Raw genomic sequence first — 26,548 nt, 5'->3', positions numbered from 1 at the left:
CGGGCGCACCGGCCGTTCATTTCAAATACGGCCGGACCTGCCCTGCCCAGATTTCGTAGCCTTTCCGGTTCATGTGCAGGCTGTCGGCCCGGAAAAGCTCGCCCCGCGTGCCGCCGCTAGCCGTCAGCATGGGCGTGTAGACATCCACGAACGAAGTCCGTTTCTGCTGTTTCAGGAAGCTCTCGATCAGGCGGTTTGCCTCCACCACGACCGGCAGGTATTTTCGCCGGGACGGACTGGGTTTGATGGCGATAAAGGTTACCTGCGTTTTGGGCAGGGCCTTCCGAATCTGCCGGAACAGCGTCACGAAGCGGTCGTACGTTTGCTGCGCCGTCACGGTGCCCGAAGCAATGTCGTTTTCGCCGGCATAGATTACCACCTGTTTCGGCTTGTAGGGGATGATGATCCGGTCGGCGTAGCGGATCACGTCCGTCAGCTGCGAGCCGCCGAATCCCCGGTTCAGGACGGCCTTGCCCGCGAAGTCTTTTTCCAGATCGGCCCACAGGCGAACCGACGAGCTGCCGGTAAAGACAATCGGTTTCTGAGGCGGCGGGCTGAGTTTGTCTTTGGCCTCAAAGGCCAGAATTTCGGCTTCAAAGGCCGGGCGGTTTTGCGCTGCGCAGGAAAAACTTACCAGAAAAAACAGGAAACCGGCCAGTTGTTTGGGAAGGGAGTGTTTCATTCAGATGTAAACTTGTCGGGAAATAAACAATACGGGACCATTATCCTACTCGTAAGCCGTTTTTGACGGGGCGTTCGGTCGTCAGCAACGTTATTTCGTTTTCCTCTCCAATAGAACCCAGCAGCAGGCATTCGCTGTAGAAATTGGCAATCTGCCTGGGGGGGAAGTTGACGACCGCCGTAACCTGTTTCCCGATCAGGTCGTCGGGGGAGTACAGTTTTGTGACCTGCGCGGAGGTCTTCCGGATGCCGTATTCGCCAAAATCGATGGTGATTTTGTAAGCGGGTTTTCTGGCTTCCTTGAACACCTCGGCGCGGATAACGGTCCCGACGCGGATCTCTAGTTTGGCAAAGTCATCCCAGGTGATAGGGGAGGCAGGAGTTTCCATGATTTTCCAGCAGCGACGAACACAACAAATGAAGAAAGGCGATGATTGGTTTCAGTTGCGGCGTCCGGTTGGAGACGCCGTAACTGAAACCAATCAAAGTTAATCAGGTAAATCACTGTAAATTCGAGTTCAGTTGATAAACTGCACGACCGTTTCCAGCCCCATGCCCCGCGAGCCTTTGATGAGAATGTGCGCGTCGGTGAACGGGTTGTCCATGATCCAGTTGTGCAGCGAAAATTTGTCCGGGAAATAATAAGCTTTTGGCAGAGCGGCGAGCGCGTACTGCATGTCTTTCCCGGCCAGAATGACCGTGTCGAAACCGCCCTGCGCCACCCGTTCGCCCAGCGCCGCGTGTTCGACCGGGCTCTCGTCGCCCAGTTCGTACATATCGCCCAGAATCACGACCTTCCGCCTGGCGGCCAGCTTGGTGAAGTTTTCGATCGCCGCCGCCATCGAACTCGGGTTAGCGTTGTAGGCATCCATCAGAATGGTGTTTGTGCCCTTCTGAATGATTTGCGAGCGGTTGTTGGTGGGGTTGTAGGCCGCAATGGCCGCGTTGGCCTCCTCGGCCGGAACGCCGAAATACTTCCCGACGCAGAGCGCCGCCGCGATGTTGTCAAAGTTGTAGTGCCCCGTCAGGTTGGTGTTGACCTCCTGCCCGGCTTCGTCGCGGTAGACGATCACCGGCGCTTCCTGCACGAGCGTGGCGTGGAAAAACGCGTTCGGCCCCAGGTAATGAATCACTTCGTGAAACTGCCGTTCCAGATGCATTTCCTGCAGGGTGACATTTGTGCCGTGCACGAACACCGTGCCGTGCTGGTGCGCCAGCCAGTCGTAGAGTTCGCCCTTGCCCTTCCGGACGCCCGCTTCGCCGCCAAACCCTTCCAGATGCGCCTTCCCGACGTTCGTGATCAGTCCGTGCGTCGGCTGGGCGATGGACGATAGCAGCCGGATTTCGCCCTGGTGATTGGCGCCCATTTCGACAACGGCGATTTCGTAGGGAGCCTCCGGTCCGTCGTTGCGGATGGCGAGCAGCGTCAGCGGCACGCCGATGTGGTTGTTGAGGTTGCCGAAGGTGGCGTAGGTCCGGTATTTCCGCGACAGCACCGCCGCCAGCAGCTCTTTGGTGGTGGTCTTGCCGTTGGAACCCGTCAGGCCGATGACCGGAATGGTCAGGGTCTGCCGGTGGTGGCGGGCCAGTTCCTGCAAAGCCGTCAGGCCGTCGTCGACGAGCAGAAACCGGTCGTCGGTAGCCACCTCCGGATCGTCGACCAGGGCGTATCGGGCGCCTTGTTCCAGCGCCTGTCGGGCAAACTTGTTTCCGTCGAATTTATCGCCTTTGAGGGCGACGAACAGGCACTCCGGAGTAATTTTACGGGTATCGGTCGAAACGCTCGGGCATTCGCGGAAGCGTTCGTAAATTTCCTGAATAGAAAGGCTCATTTTCTGGGTTGAGCGTAAATCGATAAAGTCGTACAGTTCGTTACATCTCTGTGGCTCTCTGTGCTTACCTCCGTGCAACTCTGTGGTTGATTTTTTACCACAGAGAACACGGAGGTAAGCACAGAGGACCACAGAGGCCGTCAAAAATACATGAAAAACCTTTTTACTTTTTTCTGCCTGCTGATACTTTCTGCCGCAACGGCCCAGCCGCCCGCCGGAAACTTTGCGTTCCGGCAGTCTGCGGGGCCGGAGGTGCGGGTCGAAAACCGCACGCTGGTCAACCCCTGGGCGGGCGGACTCAACGGCGCGCAGTATTCCCGCATTCACCTGAACCCGGATGCCGTGGAAGACCTTGTCGTGTTCGACCGGCAGACCAACCGGATTACGGCTTTCGTGGCCGAGCCGCAGGGAACGACCTACCGCTGGAAGCACGCTCCCGAGTACGAAAGCCAGTTTCCGGCCGACATTCTGTACTGGATGCTGCTGGTGGATTACGACCGCGACGGCCGCAAGGACCTCTTCACCCACACTCCCTCGGGACTGCGCATCTTTAAAAATACGGCCGCCAACGGGCGACTGGCGTGGCAGTCGGTGGCCGACCCGGTCTACGGCGAAGGACTTTCCAGCCGCATCAACCTGTACATCGTCTCGACCGACGTGCCCGGCATCACGGATGCCGACGACGACGGCGACATCGACATCATCACCTTCGACATTACCGGCAACGCCGTGGAGTTCTGGCAGAATATGGCGAAGGAACGCGGGAAAGGGGCCGATGCGCTGGAGTTCAAAAAACAGGGCTTCTGCTGGGGCGGTTTTCAGAAAGAATACTGCAACGATTTTGTGTTTGGCATCGACTGCGGCCTCACTTCCGGCCGGATTACCGACCCCAACGCCCGACCCATGCATGCCGGTAATTCGATTCTGCTGCTGGACGTGAACGGCGACAAAAAGAAGGACGTCCTGTTTGGTCACGTTTCCTGCCGCAACATCGCCCGGCTCAACAATACGGGCGGCAACGGCGCGGCCTCGGTCTTCACCAGCTTCAGCCCCAATTTTCCCGACAACAACCCGATTGATTTCGACGTATTTCCGGCCGTTTATCTGGAAGACCTCGATTTCGACGGCCAGCGCGATCTGGTGGCTTCGCCCAACGTGTACACCAACGACGCCGACCTGATCGATTTCCGCAATTCGAACTGGTTTTACCGCAATGCCGGGACCGACGAACGGCCGGATTTTCAGTATGTCCAGAAAAACTTCCTGCAGGACGGCATGATCGACGTGGGCGAAGATGCCGCTCCGCTGCTGGCCGACCTCGACGGCGACGGCGACCTCGACCTGCTCATCGGCAACGCGGGTATCCGGGGCAACCTCGGCGTCCGGGCGAGTCTGACGCAGTACGAAAACACCGGCACGGCGGCCCAGCCCGTGTTTCAGTGGCGCACCGACGATTACCTGAACCTGTCCGGAACGTTTCAGGTCCGGCTGTTGCAGGCGGCGATGGCGGATATGGACGGCAACGGATCGCCGGACCTCGTTTTTTCGGGAACCAACGTCAACCGCGGCATCGATATTCGCTACCTGCCCAATGCGGCGGCGCGCGGGGCGGCTCCCCGCTTCGACCTGAGCAACGTCCGGACCATCACCCTGCCCGACCGCGTCGGACTTTCCTCGGTGCTCAACTGGGTGGATGTGGACGGCGACGGCCGGACCGACCTGCTGGCCGGGGTGTCTGCCGGGGGCTTCCGCTACTTCCGCAACACGGGCAGCAGCACGCCGCAGTTTCAGCTGGTGACGGATAGTTACGGACGTATCCCGGCTCCGGCCGCGCCGCAGGGGGCCTCGCTGGCGCTGGTCGATTTCAACGGGGATGCCGTGCGGGAACTGCTCGTCGGCGACAACAACGGGACGCTGAAACTCTACCGCCTGCCCCAGCAGCCCGATGCCGCCGCCCAGTTGCTCGACTCGACGCTGGTGACCAACAGCCTCACGCAGACCGCGAACGAAGGCGTCTCCGGCGGCCTCTTTCTGGCGACGGCCGACCTGACCGGCGACGGCCTGCCCGACGTACTGGCCGGAACCACGGCGGGCGGACTGCGTTTTTTGCAGAATACCTCCGAAAAATCGGTGGTGACCGGAAACGAACCCACACCGGCGGGCATCTGGGCCTTTCCGAACCCGACCGACCGCTACGTACGCATTGTGCCCCCACAGGATGGGGTTCTGACGGTACTGTCTGCAACGGGCAAAACCATGACGGCGGGCCTTCCCGTGCGGCAGGCCATCGAAACGACGCTGGACTTCGGCGGGTGGGCGGCCGGGCTGTACATCGTGCAGCTGCGGAGTGAAAAGGGGCCGGTACGGCGGCAGAAAATTATGCTGGTTCGTTGATTTTCCGGGAAAGGGTTGTTTCTTGGGGCCGTATTTTATGTTTGGTCCGCCACTCTCTCCCATATGCTTCTTTTTGTTTTTACCCCTTTGCAGGAGGCCAGTCGGCAACTCCTGAAAAACGGTCTTCCGGCTGATTTTGAGCTTGTTTTTCGGGCCGATGTTTCCGAAGACGAGCAGCGGTCGGCGCTAAACCGGGCGGATTTTATCTTGGGAAATCCACCCGCCGCCTGGTTCGATGCCGAATTGCCGAACCTGAAATGGTGGCAGCTGGATTCGGCCGGTTTCGACGCTTACCGCGGCGTGACGGTTTTGTGCCCGGTGACCAACATGGGCGATTTTTTTGCCTGGCCCTGCGCCGAAACAATCGTCGGCGGGGTACTGGCGCTGTACCGGAAACTGAACGAGCTGGCCGTTCTGCAAACCCAGAGCCGGTGGGTAGGCGCGGCCCTGCGGCCGTCCATGCAGCTGATGCGGGGCAAAAAAGTCGTTATCCTCGGTGCCGGTACCATCGGGCAGGTGACCCGGCAGCTGCTCACGGCCTTTGAATGCCCCATCCAAACGCTGGCCCGCACGAATCCGGAGGCCGAACTCCATTCGGTGGAGGAGTTGAAAGCCGTACTGCCGCAAACAGACGTGGTCATCAGCACCCTGCCCGGTTCGGCACAGGGCTTTTTCACCGCCGAACTGATCGCCGCCATGCAGCCCGGCAGCGTCTTTGCCAACGTCGGCCGGGGCAGTACGGTGGATGAACCGGCCCTGATTGAGGCCCTGCAGAACGGCCACCTTGGCGGAGCCGTACTGGACGTGACGGCCACCGAGCCCCTGCCCGCTGATAGCCCGCTCTGGACCCTGCCGAACGTCATCCTGACCCAGCATACGGGCGGCGGACAGGCGGGGGAAGAGAGCGGGAAGGTGGAATTGTTCCTGCAGAATTTAACCCGGTTGCAGCAGGGCGAACCACCGCTGAACCGGGTTGAACTGGCGCAGGGCTATTAAACCGGGTTATTGCTGGTAAGAAACCCGGTACACCACCCCGTTGTTGTCGTCCGAAAACAGGAGCGAACCGTCCGGATGGGTCGTAATGCCTACCGGTCGGCCAAACTGCGAACGGTTGTTATCGATCAGAAAGCCCGTCACGAAATCGTCGAAGCGCACGGGCTGGCCGTTTTCAAAATGCAGCCGGACGATCTTGTAGCCGGACGGAACGCTGCGGTTCCAGGAGCCGCGCATGGTGACGAACGCGTCGTTGCGGTACTCGGCCGGAAACAGACTGCCGCTGTAGAATACCATGCCGAGCGGGGCGCTGTGCGCCTGGTAGGTCAGCAGGGGCAGGGTAGTTTTCTGACGGTACTGCTGGTAGGTAGTGTCCCCCTTCGGCCGGTCCGATGGGTTGTATTTGCCTTCTCCGTAGATGTACGGCCAGCCGAAATCGGCGCCCTGCACAATTTTGTTGACTTCTTCTTTCTGCTCGTTGTCGCCCAGCCAGTCGATGCCGTGGTCGAGGCCGAAAAGCTCGCCCGTCTGCGGGTGCCAGCCAAAGCCGATGGTGTTGCGCAGTCCCTTCGCAAAGATTTTCCGGTTGGAGCCGTCGGCATTGGCCCGCAGGATGGTGGCGTGTTCGGGATTGGGCTCGGGGCAGGAGTTACAGGTGCTGCCCACGGTGATGTACAGCATGCCGTCGGGGCCAAAAGCAATCGTTCGGTTGGGGTGCTGGCCCGCATCGGGCAGGTCGCCGATGAGCTGCTGCGGCTGGCCCAGCGTGCCGTCGCCGTTGATGGAGGCGCGGTACAGCTCCTTCACCGCCACGATGTAAAGCTGATTTTCGCGGACGGCCAGCCCGTGCGCCTGTTTGATGTTTGCCACCACCTGTTTGGCATCGGCGGTGCCGTCGTTGTTCGAATCGCGCAGCAGCGTCACGGTGCCCGCCTCCCGGTCGGTTACGTAGATGAATCCGCTGGGCGTCGTGACCAGCATGCGGGGTTTACCCAGATTGTCGGCAAACTTGGTGACCCGGAAGCCGGCGGGTGCTTTTAACTGCTGGATGTTGGCGTCCGTGGCCGGAACGAGAGCCGGACGGAACACGTAGCCCTGAATCTGGGCCGTGGTCGGTTCGTCGTCCGTTTCCGGAATCATTTCGTTGAAAACGTCTTTTGCTTTATCACAACCAAAAATCAGCGCCGCCCCCGCTACCGCATACAGTGCGCCTTTGTACCAGTTTTTCATGAAAGAATTCGTTGAGTGTGGAATGTTGCTATAATCTGCTACTGCAACCGCCCAAAGCAGATAATTGTTGGGACATTTAATGAAGGGACGGGATAAATGGGTATCTTTAAAGCTTCTTTACATAGCCTTCATCCATGAAAAAACGCTACCTCGCCCTTCCCTTAATGCTGGGCTGGCTGACTGTCGGGACTGCCTTCGCTCAGACCCGGCTGGTTGAAAAAGTGACCCGAAAAGGGACCGAACTGGTAATTCCCTACGAAAAGTACGTGCTGCCGAACGGGCTGACGCTGATCGTTCACGAGGACCACTCGGACCCCGTCGTGCACGTGGACGTGACCTACCACGTCGGCTCGGCGCGGGAGGAAATCGGCAAATCGGGCTTTGCGCACTTCTTCGAGCACATGATGTTTCAGGGCTCGGACCACGTGGCGGACGATGAGCACTTCAAGATCGTGACCGAATCGGGCGGAACGCTCAATGGGACGACCAACCGCGACCGGACGAACTACTTCGAAACGCTGCCGAGCAACCAGCTGGAGCGCGCCCTCTGGCTCGAAGCCGACCGCATGGGCTTCCTGCTGGACGCCGTTACCCAGAAGAAATTCGAAATCCAGCGCGCGACCGTCAAGAACGAACGCGGCCAGAACTACGACAACCGGCCGTACGGACTGGCGAGCGAATACATTTCTAAAAACCTTTACCCCTACGGACACCCGTATTCGTGGCTGACCATCGGCTACATCGAAGACCTCAACCGGGTGGACGTTAACGACCTGAAAAACTTCTTCCTGCGCTGGTACGGCCCCAACAACGCGGTCGTGACCGTCGGCGGCGACGTGACGCCGAAGCAGGTGGTGTCGCTGGTCGAAAAGTACTTCGGCAACATTCCGCGCGGTCCGGAGGTGACCAAAACCGTGGTGCCGTCGCCGGTGCTGGACAAGAACCGCTACATCTCCTACGAAGATAATATTCGCTTCCCGATGCTGCAGATGGTGTTCCCGACCGTTCCGCAGTACCACCCGGACGAGGCGGCCCTCGACGCGCTGGCGGCCATTCTTGGACGCGGCAAGAACTCGCTGCTGTACAAGAATTTCGTGAAAACCGAACTGGCCGTGCAGGCGAACGCCTCGCATCCGACCTCGGAACTGGCCGGACAGTTCGGCTTTACCATTCTGCCCTTCCCCGGCAAGAGCCTCGACAGTACCGAAGCCATCCTGCGCACGACGCTGGCCGAATTCGAAGCCCGCGGCGTCACGGACGATGACCTGGCGCAGTTTAAGGCCGGCCGCGAAGCCGACGCCATCGGCAGCCTGTCGAGCGTGTCGGGCAAAGTATCGCAGCTGGCGGCGCACCAGACCTTTACCGGTAATCCGAACCAGCTTCCGGAAGAGTACCGCCGCAGCATGAACGTGACCAAGGCCGACATCATGCGCGTGTACAACCAGTACGTCAAAGGCAAAAACGCGGTGATCCTGACGGTTTATCCCAAAGGCAAAAAGGACATCGTCGCCAAACCGGACAACTACACCATTGCGACGACGGGCTACAAGGCTCCGGATTACGGGTACAAGGGCCTGGCCTACAAAAAGCCGAAGGACAGTTTCGACCGGAGCAAGAAACCCGCTCCCGGCCCGAACCCGGCCGTGAAACTGCCGCCGTTCTGGACCGATAAAATGGCAAACGGCATCAAGGTGATCGGGGCCCGCAACAACGAGGTGCCGACCGTGACGCTGTTGATGAGCATCAAAGGCGGCCACCTGCTGTCGGCGAACGACCCGTCCAAAGCCGGTATCGCGCAACTGACGGCCTCCCTCATGAACGAGGCCACGCAGAACTTTACGACGGAGCAGATCAACAACGAACTCGAAAAGCTCGGCAGCAGCATCAGCATCAACGCCACGTCGGAAGACATTCAGGTGTCGGTGGAATCGCTGGTGAAAAATCTGGACGCTACGCTGAAGCTGGTGGAGGAAAAACTGTTCCGTCCGCGCTTCGCCCAGGCCGATTTCGACCGGCTGAAAAAACAGCAGCTCGAAGGCATCGAAAACCAGAGCACGCAGCCGGTGGTGATTGCCAACAAGGCGTACAACAAACTGCTGTACGGCAGCGACCACATCAAGGCCGTGCCCGTCAGCGGAACCACGAAGACAGTTCAGAGCATCTCCCTGGACGACGTGAAGGCGTTTTACGGCAAATACCTCTCGCCGTCGGTCACGAATCTGGTGGTCGTGGGCGATCTGGAACAGGCGGCCGTGATGCCCAAACTGGCGTTCCTGAGCCAGTGGGCGGCCAAGCCGGTCACGCTGCCGACCCTGCCGACGCCCAAGCCGGTGGACAAGACGCGCGTTTTCCTGATCAACAAAGACAATGCGCCCCAGTCCGAAATCCGGATCGGTTACCTGACCGACATGCCCTTCGACGCCACGGGTGAGTACTACCGCACGGGGCTGGCCAACTACATCCTCGGCGGCGCGTTCAACAGCCGTATCAACATGAACCTGCGCGAAGACAAGGGCTGGACCTATGGAGCCCGTTCGGGCTTCTCCAGCACGAAGTATCCGGGTGCCTACACGGCATCGGCGGGCGTGAAAGCGGCGGCGACAGACAGCTCGGTGTTTGAGTTTATGAAGGAGATCACGACCTACGCCCAGAAAGGCATCACGCCCGACGAACTGGCGTTCATCAAGAGCTCCATCGGCCAGCGCGACGCCCTGCGGTACGAAACGCCGCTGCAAAAGGCTTACTTCCTCGGCCAGATCATCGAGTACGACCTGCCGAAGAACTTCGTCGAGCAGCAGACTGCCATCCTGAAGGCCATCACGAAGGCGGAGATCGACGCCGTGGCGAAAAAGCGGCTCCCGATCAACAACATGGTGATTACGGTCGTCGGTAACGCCAGACTCGTGGAGCCGGGCCTGAAACGGCTGGGCTACGAAGTGGTGAAGCTGGATAAGGACGGCAACCCGGTGGGCGAAACCCCGACGGCCGAAACCGGCAGCCAGCCGGGCCGGGCGGGCGGTGCCAAAAACTGATTTCGGCCCCCAACGGTCTATGCTCCTTCAACTGGACTCTGGTGCAGTTGAAGGAGCTTTTTTGTGGGTACAGGGACATAACCGGTTGGTCTGTCCGGTTTTTAGACTATTTCTTTAAACTATTTGCTAAATTTAATTCCTGACGACATCCAGTACTTACCCAGCTTTGACCTTCAGGGTTTCCGGAAGGTGTTTTGACATGACAAACGTGAATGACTCCCGCCTTCGCTGGCTCGGACCCCTTTATCTGTTTTTGTTCGGAAACCTGTTTTTTCGGCTTTCGTTCTGGCTGGAGGCGTCGCCGGAGGCAATCACGCATTCGGTGCTGGTCGGGCTGTCGGCGGGCTATCTGTTCTGGAACGTCAACCGCTGGCTGACGCTCCGGGTGCAGGAACGGTATCCGGGGCTGGAGCGCACCCGACTGCGGCTGATTATCTGGCTGGTAATGACGCCCGTTTTTGTCAATGCGGCCGTTTTTTCCCGGTACGGGCTGCATATTCTGCTCGGTTCGCGGGACATGTTCTGGCTTGGGCTGGTCGATTACGTCACCTCGCTGGGCATCCAGCTTTTCTACCACGCCATTTATTTCATCGTTTACGAAGGCTGGTACGTGCTCCGGGAGTGGCGGCAGGCCAACCGCGAAAAGGAACAGCTTTCGCGGATGCAGTGGCAAACCCGTTTTGTCTCGCTCAAAAATCAGGTGAACCCGCACTTTCTGTTCAATTCCCTGAACTCGCTGTCGGCCCTGATTGAAGAATCGCCCGACAAGGCCGTGGAATTTGTGGATGAACTATCGTCGATGTACCGCTACCTCCTGCGGGCCAACGATGAGGAAATGGTCCAGCTGGAGACCGAAATCCGGTTCATCGAATCCTACGCCCACCTGCTGCAAACCCGGCACGGGGAGGGAATCCGGGTCCGAATCACGGTGGACGACCGGTATATGCCCCTGCTGATTCCGCCCCTGACGCTGCAGCTGCTGGTCGAAAACGCGGTGAAGCACAATGTGGTGCAGACGACCCAGCCCCTGCTGATCGAAATTGATACGGTAAACGGCGAACAGCTGCGCGTCCGGAACAACATTCAGCGCAAAAGCTCCAAGACCGGCAGCAACGGAGTCGGGCTGGCCAATATCGCGGCCAAGTACCAGATGCTGAACAAATCAGAAATCGTCATTCAGGAAGAAGACCAGCATTTTACGGTGCTGCTGCCGCTACTGAAGCCCCAACTGGCGGTGAGCGGCTTTCCCAGTTTCAGCTAACTCTCCGGTAAGGTTTTGACCGATTGGCCCGCCGGGCCCTCTTTGTCCGGCCCTGCTTCTGACACCCTCTTTTGACCCCGCAAAAAGCTCTCCGGCGGCCGCACTCCGGCGGTCCAACATTTCAATAAGATTCTGTTCCGGACACAATGGCTGTGGAAAAGTTTGTGTAAGTTTAACCTGATCTCGCCGAATCTGCCGGGAATACGTTTCCGGAGCAGACTTCTCAGGAATCTGCCGGATGTGTTGATTGGATGAACTGAACCAAAACGTTTAACCAGCCTCCGTGTACGGGGCCCGTATTGTTGATGGTAAGAAAGGAATCACCACCCTGCGTCTGGATCGTGGATGACGATGAGGAGGACGTGCTGCTGATCCGGGCGGCTTTCGAAACGGCGGCGCCTCACGTACTCCTGCGGACCCTGTTCGACGGCGAGGACCTGCTGCCGCAGCTGGAAGCGACTCCGGCCCAGCCCGGCCTGATCCTGCTCGACCTGAACATGCGGCGCATGGGAGGCATGGAAGCGCTGCGGTGGATTCGGGCGAGCGAAGGCTACAACCATCTGCCGGTGGTGATGATGACGACCTCGTCCAGTCCCGCCGACCGCAGCCGGTCGGCCACCCTGGGTGCCAACGATTACCATACCAAGCCCGAAAGTTTCCATGACCTCATACAACTTGTTGCCCGGTTAACCCATCAGTGGCTGGCCTGACCGATTTGCCAGCCGACCTTTCGTATGAACCAGACCTTAACCCATCGTTACAACATCAACGTTTCCGGCAAAGGCACGCAGCCGATGCTTTTTGCCCACGGCTTCGGCTGTGATCAGGGGATGTGGCGTTACGTAGCCCCCGCCTTTGAAGAAGATTATAAAGTCATTCGCTTTGATTACATCGGCCACGGCCGGGCGACGCTGGATGCCTACAACCGGGAGCGTTACGCCAGCCTGCACGGCTACGCCCAGGACGTGCTGGACATCTGCGAGGGTTTGGACCTCCAGCGGGTCATTCTGGTCGGGCATTCCGTGAGCAGCATGATTGGTTTGCTGGCCTGCATCCAGCAGCCCGCCCGGTTTGAACGGCTGGTGATGGTGGGACCGTCGCCGCGCTACCTCAACGACGGCGAGTATTTCGGTGGTTTCGAGCGGGAGGATATCGAAGAACTGCTGCTTACGATGGAAAGTAACTTTTTCGGCTGGGCCACCTCGCTGGGACCGGCCATTATGGGCAATCCGGACCGTCCGGAACTGGGCGAAGAACTGACCCGTAGTTTCTGCCGCACGGACCTGGCGGTGGCCCAGCAGTTTGCCCGCGTCACGTTTTATGGAGATAACCGGAAAGACCTGCCCCGGATGCCCCTGCCTTCGCTCATCATCCAGACCGCGGAAGACATCATTGCGCCGGTCGAGGTAGGGCAGTACATCGCCCAGAATACGCCGGGGAGCCGACTGCACCTGCTGCCGACCTCCGGGCACTGCCCCCACCTGAGTGCGCCGACCGAGACCATCGACGCGATTCGTTCGTTTCTGCAGCACTCCAGTTAGCGGGTCATGGACGAGGTCGCGGAATCGTTGCCCTGCGGGGTGATTGTGATTGATACGCACAGTGAAATAAAGTGGGCGAATCCGTTTACGGAAGACCTGCTGGGGTACGGGCCGGGCGAACTGACCGGGCGGCGCATCGATGAACTGCTGACGCTTGCCAGCCGCCTTTATTTTCAAACCCACATTTACCCGCTTTTTACGCTCGGAACGTTCGCCAACGAGCTTTACCTGAATCTGCTGACCAGGCGGCGCAGCACCGTTCCGGTCCTGCTGAATGCCGGTCGCCGGGAGCAGGGCGGTGAGGCGCTGATTTCGCTGTCATTTATCCCGGTCTACCAGCGGCGGGAATACGAACAGGAGTTGCTGTCGGCCAAACGGGCGGCTGAGGATGCCCTGCTCCGGAACGACGAACTTCTGCGCCTTCAGGACGAACTCCGGCGGCACCAGCTGGAACTGGACCAGCAAATGAGCGTACTGCGGCAGCGGAATGAGGAGCTGGAAGAGTTTGGAAAAGTCATCGCCCACGATTTGCAGGAACCCCTGCGCAAACTGCACGTCTTTGCCGGTCTGCTCCTCGAAGAGCCGGACGGAGCCCTGTCGTCGACCGGGATAATGGCCGTCGGCGGGGTGCGCAATGCCAGCCAGCGGCTTCGGCAGCTTGTGCTGGACCTGCAGTCGTACTTCACCCTGGCCAACGCCGTTGTCGGGAAAAAGCCGGTCAACCTGGGCGAAATCGTGGAGAAGCTGGCGACTCAATTCCGGACCGGGGAGGTACAGATTCAGCTTGGGCCGCTGCCCCAGATCGTGGGCAACCCGGAGGAACTGACGATTCTGTTTCGTCACCTGCTCGACAACGCCGTCAAGTTTCGCAAGCCTGAGCAGGCGGCGGAAGTGGTGGTGGAAGGGACCGTGGTGGGGCGCAACCAGTTCCGTTTCACGCCCGACAAGTACCATTACGTGGATTACGCCCGGATTGTGATCAGCGATAACGGCATCGGCTTCGACAACCACCGCCGGGAGGAGATTTTCGCCATTCTGAAAAAACTGCACACCCAGACGCCGGGTCTAGGGCTGGGCCTCGCGCTGGCCCGGAAGATCGTCGAACGCCACAACGGGCAGATCGCCGCCGAATCGGAGCTGGGCCGGGGCACCCGAATCACCGTCTGGCTGCCGGTGGAGTAGGGGGTAGCCTCACGCGGCAGTGGGCAATTCATTGATGTGTAAAATAACCTGGCCTAAATCCACCTTCTGCACTTGCGCAGCGGTTAGAGTTTCTACCGCCAGCGTATCCCCTTTGGCGTTTACAAATTTGACTTCATAGCTGGCACCGCTCTGGTAGATGTTACGACCGTCCCTACATCGCCCCGGTGCAAACTACGAGCGGGGAGGTCGGTCAGCAGGGCCACTAAGTCCAGTTCTTCAATCATGACGGTAAAAATTCAAAAACAAAAAGGGTTAACCAGCTTCAAAACTGATTAACCCTAATTCTAAAAATGAGCCTCCTACGGGATTCGAACCTGCGACCTACGCATTACGAATGCGTCGCTCTACCAGCTGAGCTAAGGAGGCACTTGGAAAATCGTTGAGCTTTAAACGTTGACCGTTCAACGCTCAGAACCGTTTTCCGGGTGCAAATATAGCGGGTTAAAAAAATATAATGCAAGTCAACAACGCGAATTTTGTAAATTTGCGGCATGATTTCCATTAATAACCTGTCGTACTACCTCGGCAGCCGCGCCCTGTACGAGAACGCCTCGCTGCACATCAAACCCGGTCAGAAAATGGGCCTCATTGGCCTCAACGGTACGGGTAAATCCACCCTGCTCCGGCTTATTGTGGGTGAATACCAGCCCGATGGCGGCAATATCTCGATGGCCGGCGACGTCACGCTGGGCTTCCTCAACCAGGACCTGCTTTCGTACCAGACCGACGATTCCATCCTTTCGGTAGCCATGCAGGCTTTCGAGCGGCAAAATGTGCTGCAAAGACAGATTGACGAGCTGCTGCACGAAATGGAGGTGAACTACCGCGACGAACTGGTGGACAAGCTCGGCAGGGTGCAGATGGAATTCGAAGCCCTCGACGGCTACAGCATCCAGTCCCGGGCCGAAGAAATCCTGGAGGGCCTCGGCTTCTCGACCGACGACCTCCAGAAACCCCTGCGCCAGTTCTCCGGCGGCTGGCGGATGCGCGTCATGCTGGCCAAACTGCTTTTGCAGAAACCGTCGCTGCTGATGCTTGACGAACCGACCAACCACCTTGACCTGCCGTCGATCCAGTGGGTGGAAAAATACATCCAGACTTACGAAGGAGCCGTGATCGTGGTCTCGCACGACCGGGAGTTCCTCGACAACGTGATCGACACGACCGTGGAGGTTTCCGGCGCGAAGCTGAACTACTACCCCGGCAATTACTCGTTTTATATCGAGGAAAAAGCACTCCGTAACGAAATTCAGCAGGGCGCTTACGAAAACCAGCAGGCCAAAATCCGGCAGGCAGAGCGGTTTATCGAGCGCTTTAAGGCCAAAGCCTCCAAGGCCAAACAGGCCCAGAGCCGGGCAAAAATGCTCGACAAGATGGAACTGGTTGACGCGGTGATCGACGAAAACGCCCGCGTAAACTTCCGGTTCAACTTCTCGACCCAGCCGGGCCGCCACATCCTGCACCTGGACCATATCAGCAAAGCCTACGGCGAAAAACGCATTCTGACCGGGGCCGAAGCCCGCCTCGAACGCGGCGACAAGGTGGCGCTCATCGGGGCCAACGGCCGCGGTAAGTCCACGCTGCTGCGCATCATCGCCGGGACCGAGCCGGTCAACCAGGGCGAACGGCGGCTGGGCCACAACGTGCTGTTCAGCTTCTACGCCCAGCACCAGCTCGAATCGCTGAACGTGGACGATACGCTCCTCGAAGAACTTAAACAGGCCAATCCGACCAAGACCGAGGGCGAACTGCGCGGCGTTCTGGGCTGCTTCCTGTTCTCGGGCGACGAGGTGTTCAAGAAAATCAAGGTGCTGTCCGGGGGCGAAAAATCCCGCGTGGCCCTGGCCAAAGTGCTGCTCTCGCAGGCGAACTTCCTGCTGCTTGACGAACCGACCAACCACCTGGACATGCAGTCGGTGAACATTCTCATCCAGGCCCTGGAGCAGTACGAAGGCACTTACATCGTCGTTTCGCACGACCGGTATTTTGTCTCGCAGATTGCCAACAAAATCTGGTACATCGAGGACGAACAGATCAAGGAATACCCCGGCACCTACGACGAATACGAATGGTGGATGGAAGAGCGGAAGACCGCCGGCGGCAATGGTCAGGCTTCCGACAACGGGGCGAAGAAGGTCGTCGAAAAGCCCAAAGCTCCCGCCAGCGAAGACGAGCGCCGGGAATGGCAGCGGGCTCTGAAGAAGGCGACCCAGCAGGCCGAGGAGACCGAAAATAAAATCGAGCAGCTGGAAGCCCGCAAGAAAAAGCTGGAAGACGAACTCGCCGACCCGGCCACTTACGGCGACGATAAACTCACGCAGGCCAAAAACGACGAGTACCACCGCGTGACGACGCAGCTCGCGGAGTTGCAGGAGCAGTGGGAAGACATGATGATGGAAGCCGAGGAACTCGAAAAACGGCTCGCCTGACCCCCAAAACAAATGCCATTTCTGTGAGAAATGGCATTTGTTTTGGGGGTTGGATGGATTTATTTCAGCAACTGAACCGCCCCCCACGCCATGTAGCCAATCGTCGCCAGCATGGTCGTCAGGTTATAGACAAAGACCGCCAGAAGGGAGACGCCAACGGCCCCGGCGATGGAAATGGGTTTGTAAAACCGGAAGAACTGATAATACCCCAGCGCCGGATACCCGATCATACTCCCGTAAAGCAGAATCATGGACGGGGTCGACAGCATGGAAATGTTCAGAACCTCGAAAATGGGGATCGCCAGGGAACCGAGCAGCGAAATAATGCTCATCAGCAACACATTGAACACCAGGTGCTCGGCATAATTGAGGCCGCGCTTGCGGAAGCATAACCAGAACACGAACGCCAGAATCGGGATGGCCGTGACGGTGACCAACTTGGCCTGCCTTTCGGAGAACGCCAGCACTTCCTTGTTGCGCTGCATGGCCGCCTCGTAAGCCTGGCGCTTTTCCGGCATGTCCAGCATCCGCGACTGCTCCTGGCTGGGTTTCATAGAGAGCGTTTTGGTAATGGGGTGAAAGGTCGAATACATCAGCAGCGTAAAACCCAGCACCAGCAGCAGAAACGTAAACGGGTTGAAGTACTTCTTGCGCTTTCCCTGGATGATGTACTCATAAGCCACCACGCCGGGGCGGATGGCCAGGTCGCGGGCCAGTTTAAGAATGCTTTTGTCGGCATGGGTCACGGCATGAAAGACATCGTGCGCGAGGTGGCCGAGCGTGAACCGGTGCAGGTGCGTACTCTGGGCACAGCGCGGGCAATGCGCAAACGATGATTCGACCGGCGTGCCACAGTTGGAGCAGGTTTTGGTAGCGACGGACTGGACCATGAAAAGTAGGGTTAAGAATGAATAAATACGTATCGGTGCAATTTGCCGGTGAGCAAGGCAGCGATACACCCGTCGGCAACGGCTGTGAGTTCGTGGCTTTGAACGGGTTAAGGCTCCAAAAATTACGGAAACTCCGCCAAAGCAAAAACCGGTTATTCCATTATTTATTCAGTTTGGCGGACGAAGGCGCCGGTAGCCCCGCTTCGGCAGACAGAAGCAGTTGTCCGACGGACCGGCTGATGTTTCGGCAGATGGTTTCGGTTGGCAGGTCGTTGGCGTCGGTGCCAAACGGGTCTTCGATCTCCTCCGCAATGATTTCGAGGCTTCCCAGCACGTAAAAAACAAAAACGGCCAGCGTCACGACGTGGTACTCCAGGCTGAAAGCGTAGCCGAGCGGCAGCGTTACGCAATAGGTGAAAATGAATTTCTTGATAAACGAACTGTAGGAAAACGGAATCGGCGTGTTGTGGATGCGCTCGCAGGCTCCGCAGATGTCCATAAAACTCTGTAACTCATCCTTCAGCAGAAGCGTATGCTCGGGCAGCAGGACGCCCCGGCGCTGTAACTCGCTGACCCGTCCGAAAAGAGCGGCCGAAATCTGGCCCGGAAGGTGGTGGTCCGGCCGCAGGTCCGCCGCCTTGAACAGCGCCGACTCCTGAAACGTAGAGCTGCCCGAGTGGTTTCGGAGGTGGTTTTTGAGGGCAAAAGCGAAATTGGCGATCATGGCCGCAAAAAATTCCCGGTCCTCGGCCTGATCCGGGGCCAGCAGCCCATTCAGTTTCAGCGCCAGGTTGCGGCTGTTGTTGACCAACGAGCCCCAGAGCTTGCGGCCTTCCCACCAGCGGTCGTAGGCGGTGTTGGTCCGGAACACCAGCAGCAGCGAAATGACAAATCCGAGCAACGTGTGAATCAGCGAAACGTTGCGCAGCGGCGAATCGTCCGGAAGCTGAAAAACCTCCCGAATCAGGTAAACGACCAGCGCCGCATAGGCACCCAGGCCCAGCATGACCGGCAGCAGCGTCCGGAGCGTGTCCGACCGCCGCAGGTTGAAAATATGGCTGAGCCACTCCTTGGTGTCGTGTTTGATCATGAAGAAAGGGGCAAAAAGGACTGCCAATGTTAATCATTTTACACAAATCCGGGACATAATTCGTTTTAAGACCGGGTCTGCTTATTTCGAAATAACCTGCCAATGAAAGTAATCGTTTGCCTGCTCGGGCTCCTGTTGCTGGCCGGACAGTCGCTGTCTGCCCAGGAGATTCCCACCGTCGATGCCATCTACGAACCCAATATCCGCACTGTGCTGCTGGTACCGCTGCTGGGCAATGATCCCGCCGACCCGGCCCTGTCGCTGAACCCGCCCGTCATCAATCTGGCCGAAAACGTTTCCCTGCAACTGTCCTTCGACGATCTGACGGCCGACTACCGGCCCTACCGCGCCAAACTGCTCCACTGCAACGCCGACTGGCAGCGCTCGGTGCTGAACGACATTGAATTTACCTTCGAATACAACGACTACCCGATTCAGGATTACCAGCTGTCCAACGGGACCAAAGTGCCGTACTACCACTACCGCTTTCCGGTGCCGAAAGTGAAGCTGCCGGGCAATTACCTGCTGGTGGTCTACAACGAGCGTAATCCGGCGCAGGTGCTGTTTACGCGCCGGTTCAGCACGTACCAGACCAAAGTCGGCATCAGCCCGAACGTGCAGTTTTCGTCCGGACCGCAGAAGCGTTTTACCGACCAGCAGGTGGATTTCGACCTTAGTTACCGGGGTTATCCGCTCATCGCGCCGCAGGACGAGCTGAAGGTGGTGATCCGGCAGAATTACCGCGACGACCGGGTGGTGACGGGACTGCGGCCGACCAATGTCCGGGCATTCGACAACCTGCTCGAATACCGGCTTTTCGACCTCAAAAACACCTTCCCCGGCGGCAACGAATACCGCTTTTTCGACATCCGGACGGTGATTTCGCCCGCCAGCTTCATCGACCGGCTGGACCGCCGCCAGGAGCGTACGCTGGCCTACGTCCTGCCCGATGCGCCCCGGAGCACCGGCGCCTATGTGCTGACGGATGATTTCAACGGACAGTACGTCATCGACCAGCTGGAAACGCATAACGGGTCCACGCAGGCCGACTACATTACGACGGTCTTTACGCTGCGCAGCCAGGAACTGCCCGGCGCGGAGGTGTACGTCAACGGGGCATTCAACCTCTGGAAGCTCAACGACCGCAACCGCATGACCTATTCGCCCGAACGGGGCGGCTATGTGGCCCAGATTCCGCTGAAGCAGGGCGTTTATAACTACACGTATTCCGTAAAAGGCATTGCCCCGCCCGTCGCCCGCTCGGGCATGAGCATCGACGGCAACGAGGCGCTGGTGGAAGGCAATTATTCGGCTACCGAAAACGACTACGAGATTTTTGTCTACCACCGCCCGCCCGCGTCCCGCGCCGACCAGCTGGTGGGCTACCGAAAAGTGGGCGTCAACAAGCGGAAGTAAAGCGCCCCACTCACAGCGGCGACCGGTCGGCCAGCAACAGGTCCAGCGCGTTGCGCGTGATGCGCTGGATTTTGTCGCCATCCTTCCCGCCGATGCCTTTCGCCGAACACCAGTCCGTCGTGGCCGTGTTGACGACGTAGCCGGAAGTAGGCGTGCGGCGAAACACGATGAACGTGCCGTGGACGGGTTTGCCCCGGTTGTCGTTCACATCCACGGCATGATCGAAGCCGATCAGCCGGCGCTGGGCAAAGTTGAAGGCGTTGTCGTTCCAGACGGGAAAAGAACTTCCGGCCGGAAAATGGAGCGGAACCCCGTCGTACTCATCGGTCGGAACCGACAGCAGATCGCCTTTTTTGAGGCCCGTTCCGGCCAGCAGGGGAGAGGCCGGCTCGGTGATGATGAAGCCCTGGCCGCCTTTGGGATTCGGGTGCCCATCCCGGGCGAAGCCGTAGCCGCCCAGCGTAAAGCTGGCCCCGAGCGACCGGCCCACGAGGTAGCCCAGTTTCGGATTGTCCCAGTTGTCAACGTGCCAGTCGCGGCTGCAGTGCATCTGTCGGCCATCAGCCGAGTACGTGACCCGCCACCACATGGTATTTCCGGACAGCACCAGCCCGTGACCGCCCGCGTCGATAAACCGGTCGAAGTTCTGCCGGGCTTTCAGGGTCCAGTATTCGCTGTGGCCAATCGGGATGATGACTTTGTACCGCTCAATGGACCGGTAGTCGTCCATGTCGGCATCGCAGATAAAATCCACCGGCAGGTTATTCCGCCAGGCCCAGATCAGAAACGGCTTCTGAAACCAGCGAACCCAGCGCGGACGCAGGAACGAAACCGTCCGGGCCCGGTCGGAGCTGTACATGCTTTTGCCGCCCTCCTCGTTATAGGCGGCTTCGGTATTAGACGGATAAATAACGACGGCCCGGTTAGGGCTGGTTTTCGGATCGGCCCGGACCAGAAAGGGAATCAGACCGCCCAGCAGGTACATGCCGCTGCGCAGGTTCGTCGGCAGACGAAAGCGGAGCGGAAGCCGGTAGCCAAACCCGTGCTGATAGGGCTTGCCGGAGGCCATGCGCTGGATGGAAATATGCCCGCGAACCTGCCCGATGCGGTTGTAAACGATGTCGTAGAGGCTGAGCGTGGCGTTGGGTAAATCCTGCCGGGCGTTGATGTAAAGCCGGATGGAATCACCGGGTGAGTAGGCGACCCGGTCCGTATAGCCGTCGATGACCTGACTGTCGTCGAGGTCAACGGGCTTGAAATCAGAATATTCGCCGGGGAGGTGCGCTTCTACGCCGCTGCCCGCGGGCGACTCTGGCTGGGGGTCTTCAAAAGGCGGGACACAGGCGGAAAGCAAAACCGTCAGCATGACGGCGTAAGCCGAAAAACCAGATTTCATAGGGTGGATAGCAAAAGGGTGGATAATCCGCGCTTTAGACGCTGATTTCCACCCTTTCGTCACATGCCTTCCCAAAACCCGCGGGGGCGGTCAGGCGCTGTGCAGAAACTCCATGATGTCGCCGTCCTGCACGACGTATTCTTTTCCTTCAACCGACAGTTTTCCGGCCTCGCGGACGGCGGCCTGGGTTTTGTACTGCTCGAAATCCGGCAGTTTGATGACCTGCGCCCGGATAAAGTGCTTTTCGAAGTCCGAGTGAATCACTCCGGCGGCCTGCGGCGCTTTCCAGCCTTTCTGGATCGTCCACGCGCGGACTTCCTTGACCCCGGCCGTGAAGTAGGTAATCAGGTTGAGCAGGCGGTACGAAGCCTTGATGAGCTTATCCAGGCCCGATTCTTCCAGTCCGTACTCGCCGAGGAACATCTGGCGTTCTTCCGGGTCTTCCATTTCGGCAATCTGCGATTCGATGGCGGCAGAGATTATCACAACCTCAGCTCCTTCGGCCGCCGCTACTTCCTTCAACTTGTCGGAATACTGGTTACCGTTCGGCAGGGAGGCCTCGTCCACGTTGGCGACGTAGATGACCGGCTTGACGGTCAGCAGGTGCAGTTCGCCGATGGCCGCTTCCCGCTCTTCGGGAGACAGACCCACCACCCGGGCGTTCTGCCCGGCTTCCAGCGCGGCTTTATATTGCAGCAGCACTTCGAGTTCGGCTTTGGCTTTGGCGTCGCCGCTGCTCCGGGCGGCCCGTTCGATGCGCTGAAGCTTTTTGTCGACCGATTCCAGGTCTTTCAGCTGAAGTTCGGTGTCGATGATTTCCTTGTCGAAGATCGGATTGACGCGCCCCTCGACGTGGACGATGTTTTCGTCTTCAAAGCAGCGGATGACATGCACGATGGCGTCGACTTCCCGGATGTTGGCCAGAAACTTATTTCCCAGACCCTGTCCCTGGCTGGCGCCCTTGACGAGACCGGCGATGTCCACGAACTCGATGATGGTCGGGACGACCTTCTGCGGACTGACCAGTTTTTCGAGCGAATCGAGCCGCTCGTCGGGCACTGTTACCACACCCACGTTGGGGTCTATCGTGCAGAACGGGTAGTTGGCCGCTTCGGCTTTCCCGCTCGAAATTGCATTAAAAAGGGTGGACTTGCCCACGTTCGGCAGTCCGACAATACCACACTGAAGGCCCATGTTCTGAATGAGTGAATGAGTGAATGAGTGAATGAGCGAACAGCTCCGCCAAATTGCCATCATCTGAACAAGCGGAGCTATTCGCTCATTCACTCATTCACTCATTCACAATTGTTTTCGGCAAAGGTCGGACTTTCACGGGCTAAAAACAAAAAAGCCTCCGGGTTAAGTCAGAGGCAGGGCAGAAGGAAGGGTAGCGGGATCAATCCCATTTGAGTTCACTGCCACCGAAATCATCCAGTTCGTCTTTGGCCGTGTACTGCGAAAAGTCGAAATCGGGCATCAGGTCGGATTTAATGTGCTGGATGGTTTCCTGCAGCGCATCGGCGAATTTGTCGAAATCTTCTTTGTACAAAAACATTTTATGTTTTTCGTACACAAAACCCTCGCCCTGCGGGTGGCGACGGCTCTCGGTAATGGTGAGATAGTAATCGTTGGCCCGGGTGGATTTTACATCAAAGAAGTACGTTCTTTTTCCCGCGCGGACGCGCTTGGAAAAGATTTTTTCTTTCTCTTTTTCTTCCACAATCCTGATGGTTTTAAGGTGAATCAAACGCTAAAATAGCGGGATTAGTATAACAAGCAAAAGGAAGGGGTAAAAATAAATTTCAATCATATTTAGGGCCAATGGTTAGATATTTTAAACAAAAAATAGCATGAAAAATGGAGAATAGGTTGCATGTTAACTCTGTGCTCTTATCTTTGCAGGAAGGGAATTGTACATTTCCGGGTTGGTGGTGACGTAAGTGTCTGAAGCTCACCGCTTTTTTATTGTTCCACCAAACCAAAACTGTATGAGTATATTCGTGTCCCTGATGCTGCTTCTGTGCAGCATCCAACCGAATGAGGCCCAGAAGGGTCTCATACAGCGAGGGAAGGCTTCTTTCTACTCGAAGAGGTTCACCGGTCAACGAACTGCCTATGGCGAACGTGTTCGCGTAGGTGAGTTTACGGCCGCCCATCGTACGCTTCCGCATAACACGTTAGTGGAAGTGACCAACCTCAGTAACAATAAGTCGGTCGTTGTACGCATCAACGATCGAGGCCCCTACGGCAAAGGTCGCATCATCGACCTTGGTTTCTCGGCCGCGAAAGCGCTCGGGATGCTGCACCAGGGGATTGCAAACGTTACCCTCCGGGTCGTAGGCGGTGATCGCCTCGTCGGCCTGGAGCCTAAAAAGGAGGATCCTTTGTCCACAGCGACCTCCCAATTGTTGTTACCGACTTCTACCGAACCCGTCGGCAACAATTAAACGCAGACCGCGTTCTTGATAAGACATGAGACGATTGACAAAAGGCAGAGACACTGCTGAGTGAACCTACGGGTTGCAGACACCACTCTTTTTGGAAAATCGTTGAGTACGTAGTTCAGGCAATTAATTTTACCACTCAGTTCATTGCCTCAATTACTGATTGCACCAATCAAAAAGGCCGAACTTTCTGTCTTTTGTCTCATGTCCATCACTGCTCTCCCCGGCCGTCTGCTATGAAAAATCAGGTTGATTTACGAAAAGTACGCGAATTCGGAAACGTCGAATTCCTGGCCCGACAACTCGTCGAGGGCTTTATCACCGGGCTGCACAAATCGCCCTTCCACGGTTTCTCGGTCGAATTTGCCGAACACCGGCTCTACAACACGGGCGAAAGTACCCGCCACATCGACTGGAAGGTGTACGCCAAGTCCGAAAAAGTCTTCGTCAAACGCTACGAGGAAGAAACCAACCTCCGCTGCCACCTGCTCATCGACACCTCGTCCACGATGTACTATCCGGACCTGGGCAATGGCGTGTACGGAAAAATCACGTTCAGCGTCATGGCGGCGGCCTGCCTGGCCTACCTGCTCCAGCGGCAGAAAGACGCCGTCAGCCTGACGACATTTGCCGAGGAGGTGGAACTCCAGACGCCGGTGAAATCGACGCCTTCGCACGTGCACAAGATGTTTCTGGAGCTGACCAATCTGCTGCAGCAGTCGCGGCCGATGAAGAAGACTTCTGCCGCCGAGGTGATTCACCAACTGGCTGAAAAGGTCGGAAAACGCTCGCTGGTCATTATTTTCAGCGATATGTTCGAGAACGTCTCGGAGGCCGACCACCTGTTTTCGGCCCTCCAGCACCTGCGCCACAACCTGCACGAGGTGCTGCTGTTCCACGTGACGGACAAGAAAACGGAAGAAGACTTTACCTTCGACGAACGGCCTTATGAATTCATTGATCTGGAAACGGGCGACAAGGTGAAAGTCCAGCCCAACCAGGTCCGCGATTCCTACCAGCAGGCGGTCAAAAGTTTCTATCACGAACTGAAACTCCGCTGCGGCCAGTACCGCATCGACTTCATTGAAGCCGACATCGCTAAGGGCTTCGACCAGATCCTGACGGCGTATCTGGTGAAACGGGGGAAGATGAAATAGGTCTGAACTGTCTTGAACTGGGATTTACGCTGATTCATTTGATTAACATGATTTCACTGAGTGCCAGAACTCCTGTTTTTATACAGGATCAAGGCCACCCACAAATCAGGTTAATCAAAAAAATCAGCGTAATCAGCGGTCAAAGACGTTTCTGCATAAACTCAAAGTACCCCTGTAAATCCTCCACCGGCAGGCGGCGCGCCAGAATTTTTTTGTCTTTGTCGAGGAGGTAAACGGTTGGGGTTGAGTAGACGTCGTATTTCTTCTTGTAATCGAGTCCGGCGCTGGGTCCGTAGACGTTGGTCATCCCCTGAAAACTCTGCGTTTTGATGAACTCCTGCCACTTTTCGGGCGTATTGGCCACTGCTACGGCGTAGACCTGCACGCCTTTGGCTTTATTCTGTTCAAAAAACTGCTTCAGTTTTGGGGCCGATTCCTTGCAGTGGCCGCAGTCGGGATCGTAGAAAAAGACGACCGTGTAGGCACCCTTCAGGCCGTGCAGCGGGACAAAACGCCCGGAGGCGTCCTGCGCCTGCATGTTCGGCAGTACCTTTCCGGCCAGCAACGGCTTGAGCGTCTGCGCCCGTTCGCGGATACCCGACAGCGAAGACGTATCGCTCAGCGGCATCACGCCCGTCAGGTAGTACTTTTCGGCCATGTGCACAAACACCCCGTCGAGGCCCAGAACCTTGGACTGCTCGAACTGGTTGGTGATGTACCAGATCGTGTACGACAGCACTTCCTTGTTCGCCTTCGCCTTCCCGACCAGGTAATCCGCTTCTTTCGTGATGGAATCGACGGTCTGCACGGTCAGATCTTTCAGGTAGCGGTCGAGTTTGCGCTGCAGGAAAGGCGAGCGCAGCAGGCGTTCGTCCGAAAAGTCGAATCCGTCGAAAAAGTGCTTTTTGTAATAATTGAAAACGAAGGTCGAATCGGGGCGGCCGTTCGCCAGTTTAGGAGCGACGGGCACTTCAGGTTCCGCCGACGCCTGCAGGTACTTGATGGTCAGGCTGCCTTTATTTTTTTCGATGAACTGGTTCCGGAACGCGGCTACTTCCTTCTGCAGCGCGGCGATGCGGGCCTTGCCGTCGGGTTGTCTGCTGGCCGCGTTCATGGCGTCAAACTTGGTTTTGAGCGTTTTCTGGTATTCGTAGAACAGGGCGTTTTCCTTCGAGCCGGTCACTTTCAGACTGCCTACGATGTCCGTCGTATCGGCTTCCAGCGAAAAGTTCTGTTCGCCAATGACCAGTTCCAGCAGGGGCCTGGAGTCAACAACGACCATGTACAGCCCTTCCGGGAGCTTTTTGGCGCCATCGAAGACGAGCAGGCCGCTGGCATCGGCAACGGCCGTATCCCGGGGAATGTATTGGGAACTCCCGAAATAATGCGCCAGGTAGGCGGTCTTCCCGCCCAGACCTTTCAGACGGGCCTGAACGAGGTGGTTGTCCGAAGGTTGAGCCGACAAAAGGCCCGTGCAGGCCAGCAGAAGCAGGATCGTCAGACGAATTGGTTGAAAAGATACCCGCATACGGTTCCAATACAGTGGTTTATTTGCGCAA

The 26,548-nt window shown here is 57.7% G+C and carries 21 protein-coding genes, 1 tRNA gene and 1 pseudogene; 11 read left to right on the top strand and 12 right to left on the bottom strand.

The annotated features are described in order from the left end of the window. Window positions 1-16: 16 nt before the first annotated feature. From ORG26_RS07450 to ORG26_RS07440, 3 genes are all read right to left on the bottom strand, one after another. Entirely contained in the window at window positions 17-682 is a 666-nt protein-coding gene (locus tag ORG26_RS07450; RefSeq protein ID WP_266368111.1) for an SGNH/GDSL hydrolase family protein, read from the bottom strand. A gap of 40 nt (window positions 683-722) precedes the next feature. Beyond that, window positions 723-1,070 (bottom strand): tRNA-binding protein, encoded by a 348-nt coding sequence (locus ORG26_RS07445; protein WP_266368109.1) that lies wholly within the window; start codon window positions 1,068-1,070, stop codon window positions 723-725. Window positions 1,071-1,199: 129 nt separating this feature from the next. Beyond that, on the bottom strand, window positions 1,200-2,513 hold the full coding sequence (locus ORG26_RS07440) for a UDP-N-acetylmuramoyl-tripeptide--D-alanyl-D-alanine ligase (protein ID WP_266368107.1): 1,314 nt from the start codon (window positions 2,511-2,513) through the stop codon (window positions 1,200-1,202). A gap of 150 nt (window positions 2,514-2,663) precedes the next feature. Here ORG26_RS07440 and ORG26_RS07435 point away from each other — a divergent pair, with 150 nt between their 5' ends. Both ORG26_RS07435 and ORG26_RS07430 read left to right on the top strand, forming a co-directional pair. Then, window positions 2,664-4,907 (top strand): T9SS type A sorting domain-containing protein, encoded by a 2,244-nt coding sequence (locus ORG26_RS07435; RefSeq protein WP_266368105.1) that lies wholly within the window; start codon window positions 2,664-2,666, stop codon window positions 4,905-4,907. Window positions 4,908-4,970: 63 nt separating this feature from the next. Further along, window positions 4,971-5,903 (top strand): D-2-hydroxyacid dehydrogenase, encoded by a 933-nt coding sequence (locus ORG26_RS07430; protein WP_266368104.1) that lies wholly within the window; start codon window positions 4,971-4,973, stop codon window positions 5,901-5,903. Between the two features lie 6 nt (window positions 5,904-5,909). Here ORG26_RS07430 and ORG26_RS07425 read toward each other — a convergent pair whose 3' ends face one another. Further along, window positions 5,910-7,130 (bottom strand): PQQ-dependent sugar dehydrogenase, encoded by a 1,221-nt coding sequence (locus ORG26_RS07425; protein WP_266368102.1) that lies wholly within the window; start codon window positions 7,128-7,130, stop codon window positions 5,910-5,912. 134 nt (window positions 7,131-7,264) lie between these two features. Here ORG26_RS07425 and ORG26_RS07420 point away from each other — a divergent pair, with 134 nt between their 5' ends. From ORG26_RS07420 to ORG26_RS07400, 5 genes are all read left to right on the top strand, one after another. After that, window positions 7,265-10,162, top strand: a complete 2,898-nt coding sequence (locus tag ORG26_RS07420; protein WP_266368101.1) for a M16 family metallopeptidase — start codon at window positions 7,265-7,267, stop codon at window positions 10,160-10,162. Between the two features lie 199 nt (window positions 10,163-10,361). Further along, window positions 10,362-11,423 (top strand): sensor histidine kinase, encoded by a 1,062-nt coding sequence (locus ORG26_RS07415; RefSeq protein WP_266368099.1) that lies wholly within the window; start codon window positions 10,362-10,364, stop codon window positions 11,421-11,423. A 305-nt stretch (window positions 11,424-11,728) separates the two neighbouring features. Then, the gene (locus ORG26_RS07410; RefSeq protein ID WP_266368097.1) at window positions 11,729-12,133 is read left to right on the top strand and encodes a response regulator; all 405 of its coding nucleotides are present in this window, start codon (window positions 11,729-11,731) and stop codon (window positions 12,131-12,133) included. 24 nt (window positions 12,134-12,157) lie between these two features. Next, on the top strand, window positions 12,158-12,964 hold the full coding sequence (locus tag ORG26_RS07405; protein WP_266368095.1) for an alpha/beta fold hydrolase: 807 nt from the start codon (window positions 12,158-12,160) through the stop codon (window positions 12,962-12,964). Window positions 12,965-12,970: 6 nt separating this feature from the next. Further along, complete coding sequence (locus ORG26_RS07400) at window positions 12,971-14,146, top strand: sensor histidine kinase (RefSeq protein WP_266368093.1); 1,176 nt, start codon at window positions 12,971-12,973, stop codon at window positions 14,144-14,146. A 9-nt stretch (window positions 14,147-14,155) separates the two neighbouring features. Here the strand turns inward: ORG26_RS07400 and ORG26_RS23570 are convergent. Both ORG26_RS23570 and ORG26_RS07390 read right to left on the bottom strand, forming a co-directional pair. Continuing rightward, window positions 14,156-14,391: pseudogene (locus ORG26_RS23570) on the bottom strand (DUF4926 domain-containing protein). 69 nt (window positions 14,392-14,460) lie between these two features. Next, window positions 14,461-14,533, bottom strand: a tRNA-Thr gene (locus ORG26_RS07390). Between the two features lie 125 nt (window positions 14,534-14,658). On the opposite strand from ORG26_RS07390, the gene ORG26_RS07385 reads away from it, so the two are divergent. Continuing rightward, window positions 14,659-16,596 (top strand): ABC-F family ATP-binding cassette domain-containing protein, encoded by a 1,938-nt coding sequence (locus ORG26_RS07385; protein ID WP_266368091.1) that lies wholly within the window; start codon window positions 14,659-14,661, stop codon window positions 16,594-16,596. Between the two features lie 59 nt (window positions 16,597-16,655). On the opposite strand, the gene ORG26_RS07380 is transcribed toward ORG26_RS07385, so the two are convergent. Both ORG26_RS07380 and ORG26_RS07375 read right to left on the bottom strand, forming a co-directional pair. After that, a complete protein-coding gene (locus ORG26_RS07380) occupies window positions 16,656-17,486 on the bottom strand; it encodes a DUF3667 domain-containing protein (RefSeq protein WP_266368089.1) in 831 nt (276 codons plus the stop codon). Window positions 17,487-17,646: 160 nt separating this feature from the next. Further along, window positions 17,647-18,576 (bottom strand): bestrophin family protein, encoded by a 930-nt coding sequence (locus ORG26_RS07375; protein ID WP_266368087.1) that lies wholly within the window; start codon window positions 18,574-18,576, stop codon window positions 17,647-17,649. 102 nt (window positions 18,577-18,678) lie between these two features. Between ORG26_RS07375 and ORG26_RS07370 the strand changes: the two genes are divergently transcribed. Further along, entirely contained in the window at window positions 18,679-19,992 is a 1,314-nt protein-coding gene (locus ORG26_RS07370; protein WP_266368084.1) for a type IX secretion system plug protein, read from the top strand. Between the two features lie 10 nt (window positions 19,993-20,002). On the opposite strand, the gene ORG26_RS07365 is transcribed toward ORG26_RS07370, so the two are convergent. The 3 genes from ORG26_RS07365 to ORG26_RS07355 all read right to left on the bottom strand — a co-directional run bounded on the left by ORG26_RS07365 (window position 20,003) and on the right by ORG26_RS07355 (window position 23,108). Continuing rightward, a complete protein-coding gene (locus tag ORG26_RS07365) occupies window positions 20,003-21,388 on the bottom strand; it encodes a N,N-dimethylformamidase beta subunit family domain-containing protein (RefSeq protein ID WP_266368083.1) in 1,386 nt (461 codons plus the stop codon). A 90-nt stretch (window positions 21,389-21,478) separates the two neighbouring features. Beyond that, a complete protein-coding gene (gene ychF, locus ORG26_RS07360) occupies window positions 21,479-22,582 on the bottom strand; it encodes a redox-regulated ATPase YchF (RefSeq protein ID WP_266368082.1) in 1,104 nt (367 codons plus the stop codon). A 202-nt stretch (window positions 22,583-22,784) separates the two neighbouring features. Then, a complete protein-coding gene (locus tag ORG26_RS07355; RefSeq protein ID WP_266369340.1) occupies window positions 22,785-23,108 on the bottom strand; it encodes a DUF3276 family protein in 324 nt (107 codons plus the stop codon). A gap of 268 nt (window positions 23,109-23,376) precedes the next feature. Between ORG26_RS07355 and ORG26_RS07350 the strand changes: the two genes are divergently transcribed. Together ORG26_RS07350 and ORG26_RS07345 are read left to right on the top strand one after the other, a co-directional pair. Continuing rightward, complete coding sequence (locus tag ORG26_RS07350; RefSeq protein ID WP_266368081.1) at window positions 23,377-23,835, top strand: septal ring lytic transglycosylase RlpA family protein; 459 nt, start codon at window positions 23,377-23,379, stop codon at window positions 23,833-23,835. 233 nt (window positions 23,836-24,068) lie between these two features. Next, on the top strand, window positions 24,069-24,989 hold the full coding sequence (locus tag ORG26_RS07345; RefSeq protein WP_266368080.1) for a DUF58 domain-containing protein: 921 nt from the start codon (window positions 24,069-24,071) through the stop codon (window positions 24,987-24,989). Between the two features lie 139 nt (window positions 24,990-25,128). On the opposite strand, the gene ORG26_RS07340 is transcribed toward ORG26_RS07345, so the two are convergent. Beyond that, the gene (locus ORG26_RS07340) at window positions 25,129-26,517 is read right to left on the bottom strand and encodes a redoxin domain-containing protein (protein ID WP_266368078.1); all 1,389 of its coding nucleotides are present in this window, start codon (window positions 26,515-26,517) and stop codon (window positions 25,129-25,131) included. Window positions 26,518-26,548: the final 31 nt, after the last annotated feature.

It is taken from the genome of Tellurirhabdus rosea (assembly GCF_026278345.1).
Lineage (GTDB): Bacteria > Bacteroidota > Bacteroidia > Cytophagales > Spirosomataceae > Tellurirhabdus > Tellurirhabdus rosea.
This window is presented reverse-complemented; position numbering and strand designations above follow the sequence as displayed.

Bases quoted from the DNA above. Each gene is read 5' to 3' on its own strand.
- ORG26_RS07375 (WP_266368087.1), bottom strand. From the start codon at position 18,576: ATGATCAAACACGACACCAAGGAGTGGCTCAGCCATATTTTCAACCTG.
- ORG26_RS07405 (WP_266368095.1), top strand. From the start codon at position 12,158: ATGAACCAGACCTTAACCCATCGTTACAACATCAACGTTTCCGGCAAA.
- ORG26_RS07425 (WP_266368102.1), bottom strand. From the start codon at position 7,130: ATGAAAAACTGGTACAAAGGCGCACTGTATGCGGTAGCGGGGGCGGCG.
- ychF (WP_266368082.1), bottom strand. From the start codon at position 22,582: ATGGGCCTTCAGTGTGGTATTGTCGGACTGCCGAACGTGGGCAAGTCC.
- ORG26_RS07450 (WP_266368111.1), bottom strand. From the start codon at position 682: ATGAAACACTCCCTTCCCAAACAACTGGCCGGTTTCCTGTTTTTTCTG.
- ORG26_RS07440 (WP_266368107.1), bottom strand. From the start codon at position 2,513: ATGAGCCTTTCTATTCAGGAAATTTACGAACGCTTCCGCGAATGCCCG.
- ORG26_RS07340 (WP_266368078.1), bottom strand. From the start codon at position 26,517: ATGCGGGTATCTTTTCAACCAATTCGTCTGACGATCCTGCTTCTGCTG.
- ORG26_RS07345 (WP_266368080.1), top strand. From the start codon at position 24,069: ATGAAAAATCAGGTTGATTTACGAAAAGTACGCGAATTCGGAAACGTC.
- ORG26_RS07365 (WP_266368083.1), bottom strand. From the start codon at position 21,388: ATGAAATCTGGTTTTTCGGCTTACGCCGTCATGCTGACGGTTTTGCTT.
- ORG26_RS07435 (WP_266368105.1), top strand. From the start codon at position 2,664: ATGAAAAACCTTTTTACTTTTTTCTGCCTGCTGATACTTTCTGCCGCA.
- ORG26_RS07415 (WP_266368099.1), top strand. From the start codon at position 10,362: ATGACAAACGTGAATGACTCCCGCCTTCGCTGGCTCGGACCCCTTTAT.
- ORG26_RS07350 (WP_266368081.1), top strand. From the start codon at position 23,377: ATGAGTATATTCGTGTCCCTGATGCTGCTTCTGTGCAGCATCCAACCG.
- ORG26_RS07380 (WP_266368089.1), bottom strand. From the start codon at position 17,486: ATGGTCCAGTCCGTCGCTACCAAAACCTGCTCCAACTGTGGCACGCCG.
- ORG26_RS07370 (WP_266368084.1), top strand. From the start codon at position 18,679: ATGAAAGTAATCGTTTGCCTGCTCGGGCTCCTGTTGCTGGCCGGACAG.
- ORG26_RS07410 (WP_266368097.1), top strand. From the start codon at position 11,729: ATGGTAAGAAAGGAATCACCACCCTGCGTCTGGATCGTGGATGACGAT.
- ORG26_RS07420 (WP_266368101.1), top strand. From the start codon at position 7,265: ATGAAAAAACGCTACCTCGCCCTTCCCTTAATGCTGGGCTGGCTGACT.
- ORG26_RS07430 (WP_266368104.1), top strand. From the start codon at position 4,971: ATGCTTCTTTTTGTTTTTACCCCTTTGCAGGAGGCCAGTCGGCAACTC.
- ORG26_RS07385 (WP_266368091.1), top strand. From the start codon at position 14,659: ATGATTTCCATTAATAACCTGTCGTACTACCTCGGCAGCCGCGCCCTG.
- ORG26_RS07400 (WP_266368093.1), top strand. From the start codon at position 12,971: ATGGACGAGGTCGCGGAATCGTTGCCCTGCGGGGTGATTGTGATTGAT.
- ORG26_RS07445 (WP_266368109.1), bottom strand. From the start codon at position 1,070: ATGGAAACTCCTGCCTCCCCTATCACCTGGGATGACTTTGCCAAACTA.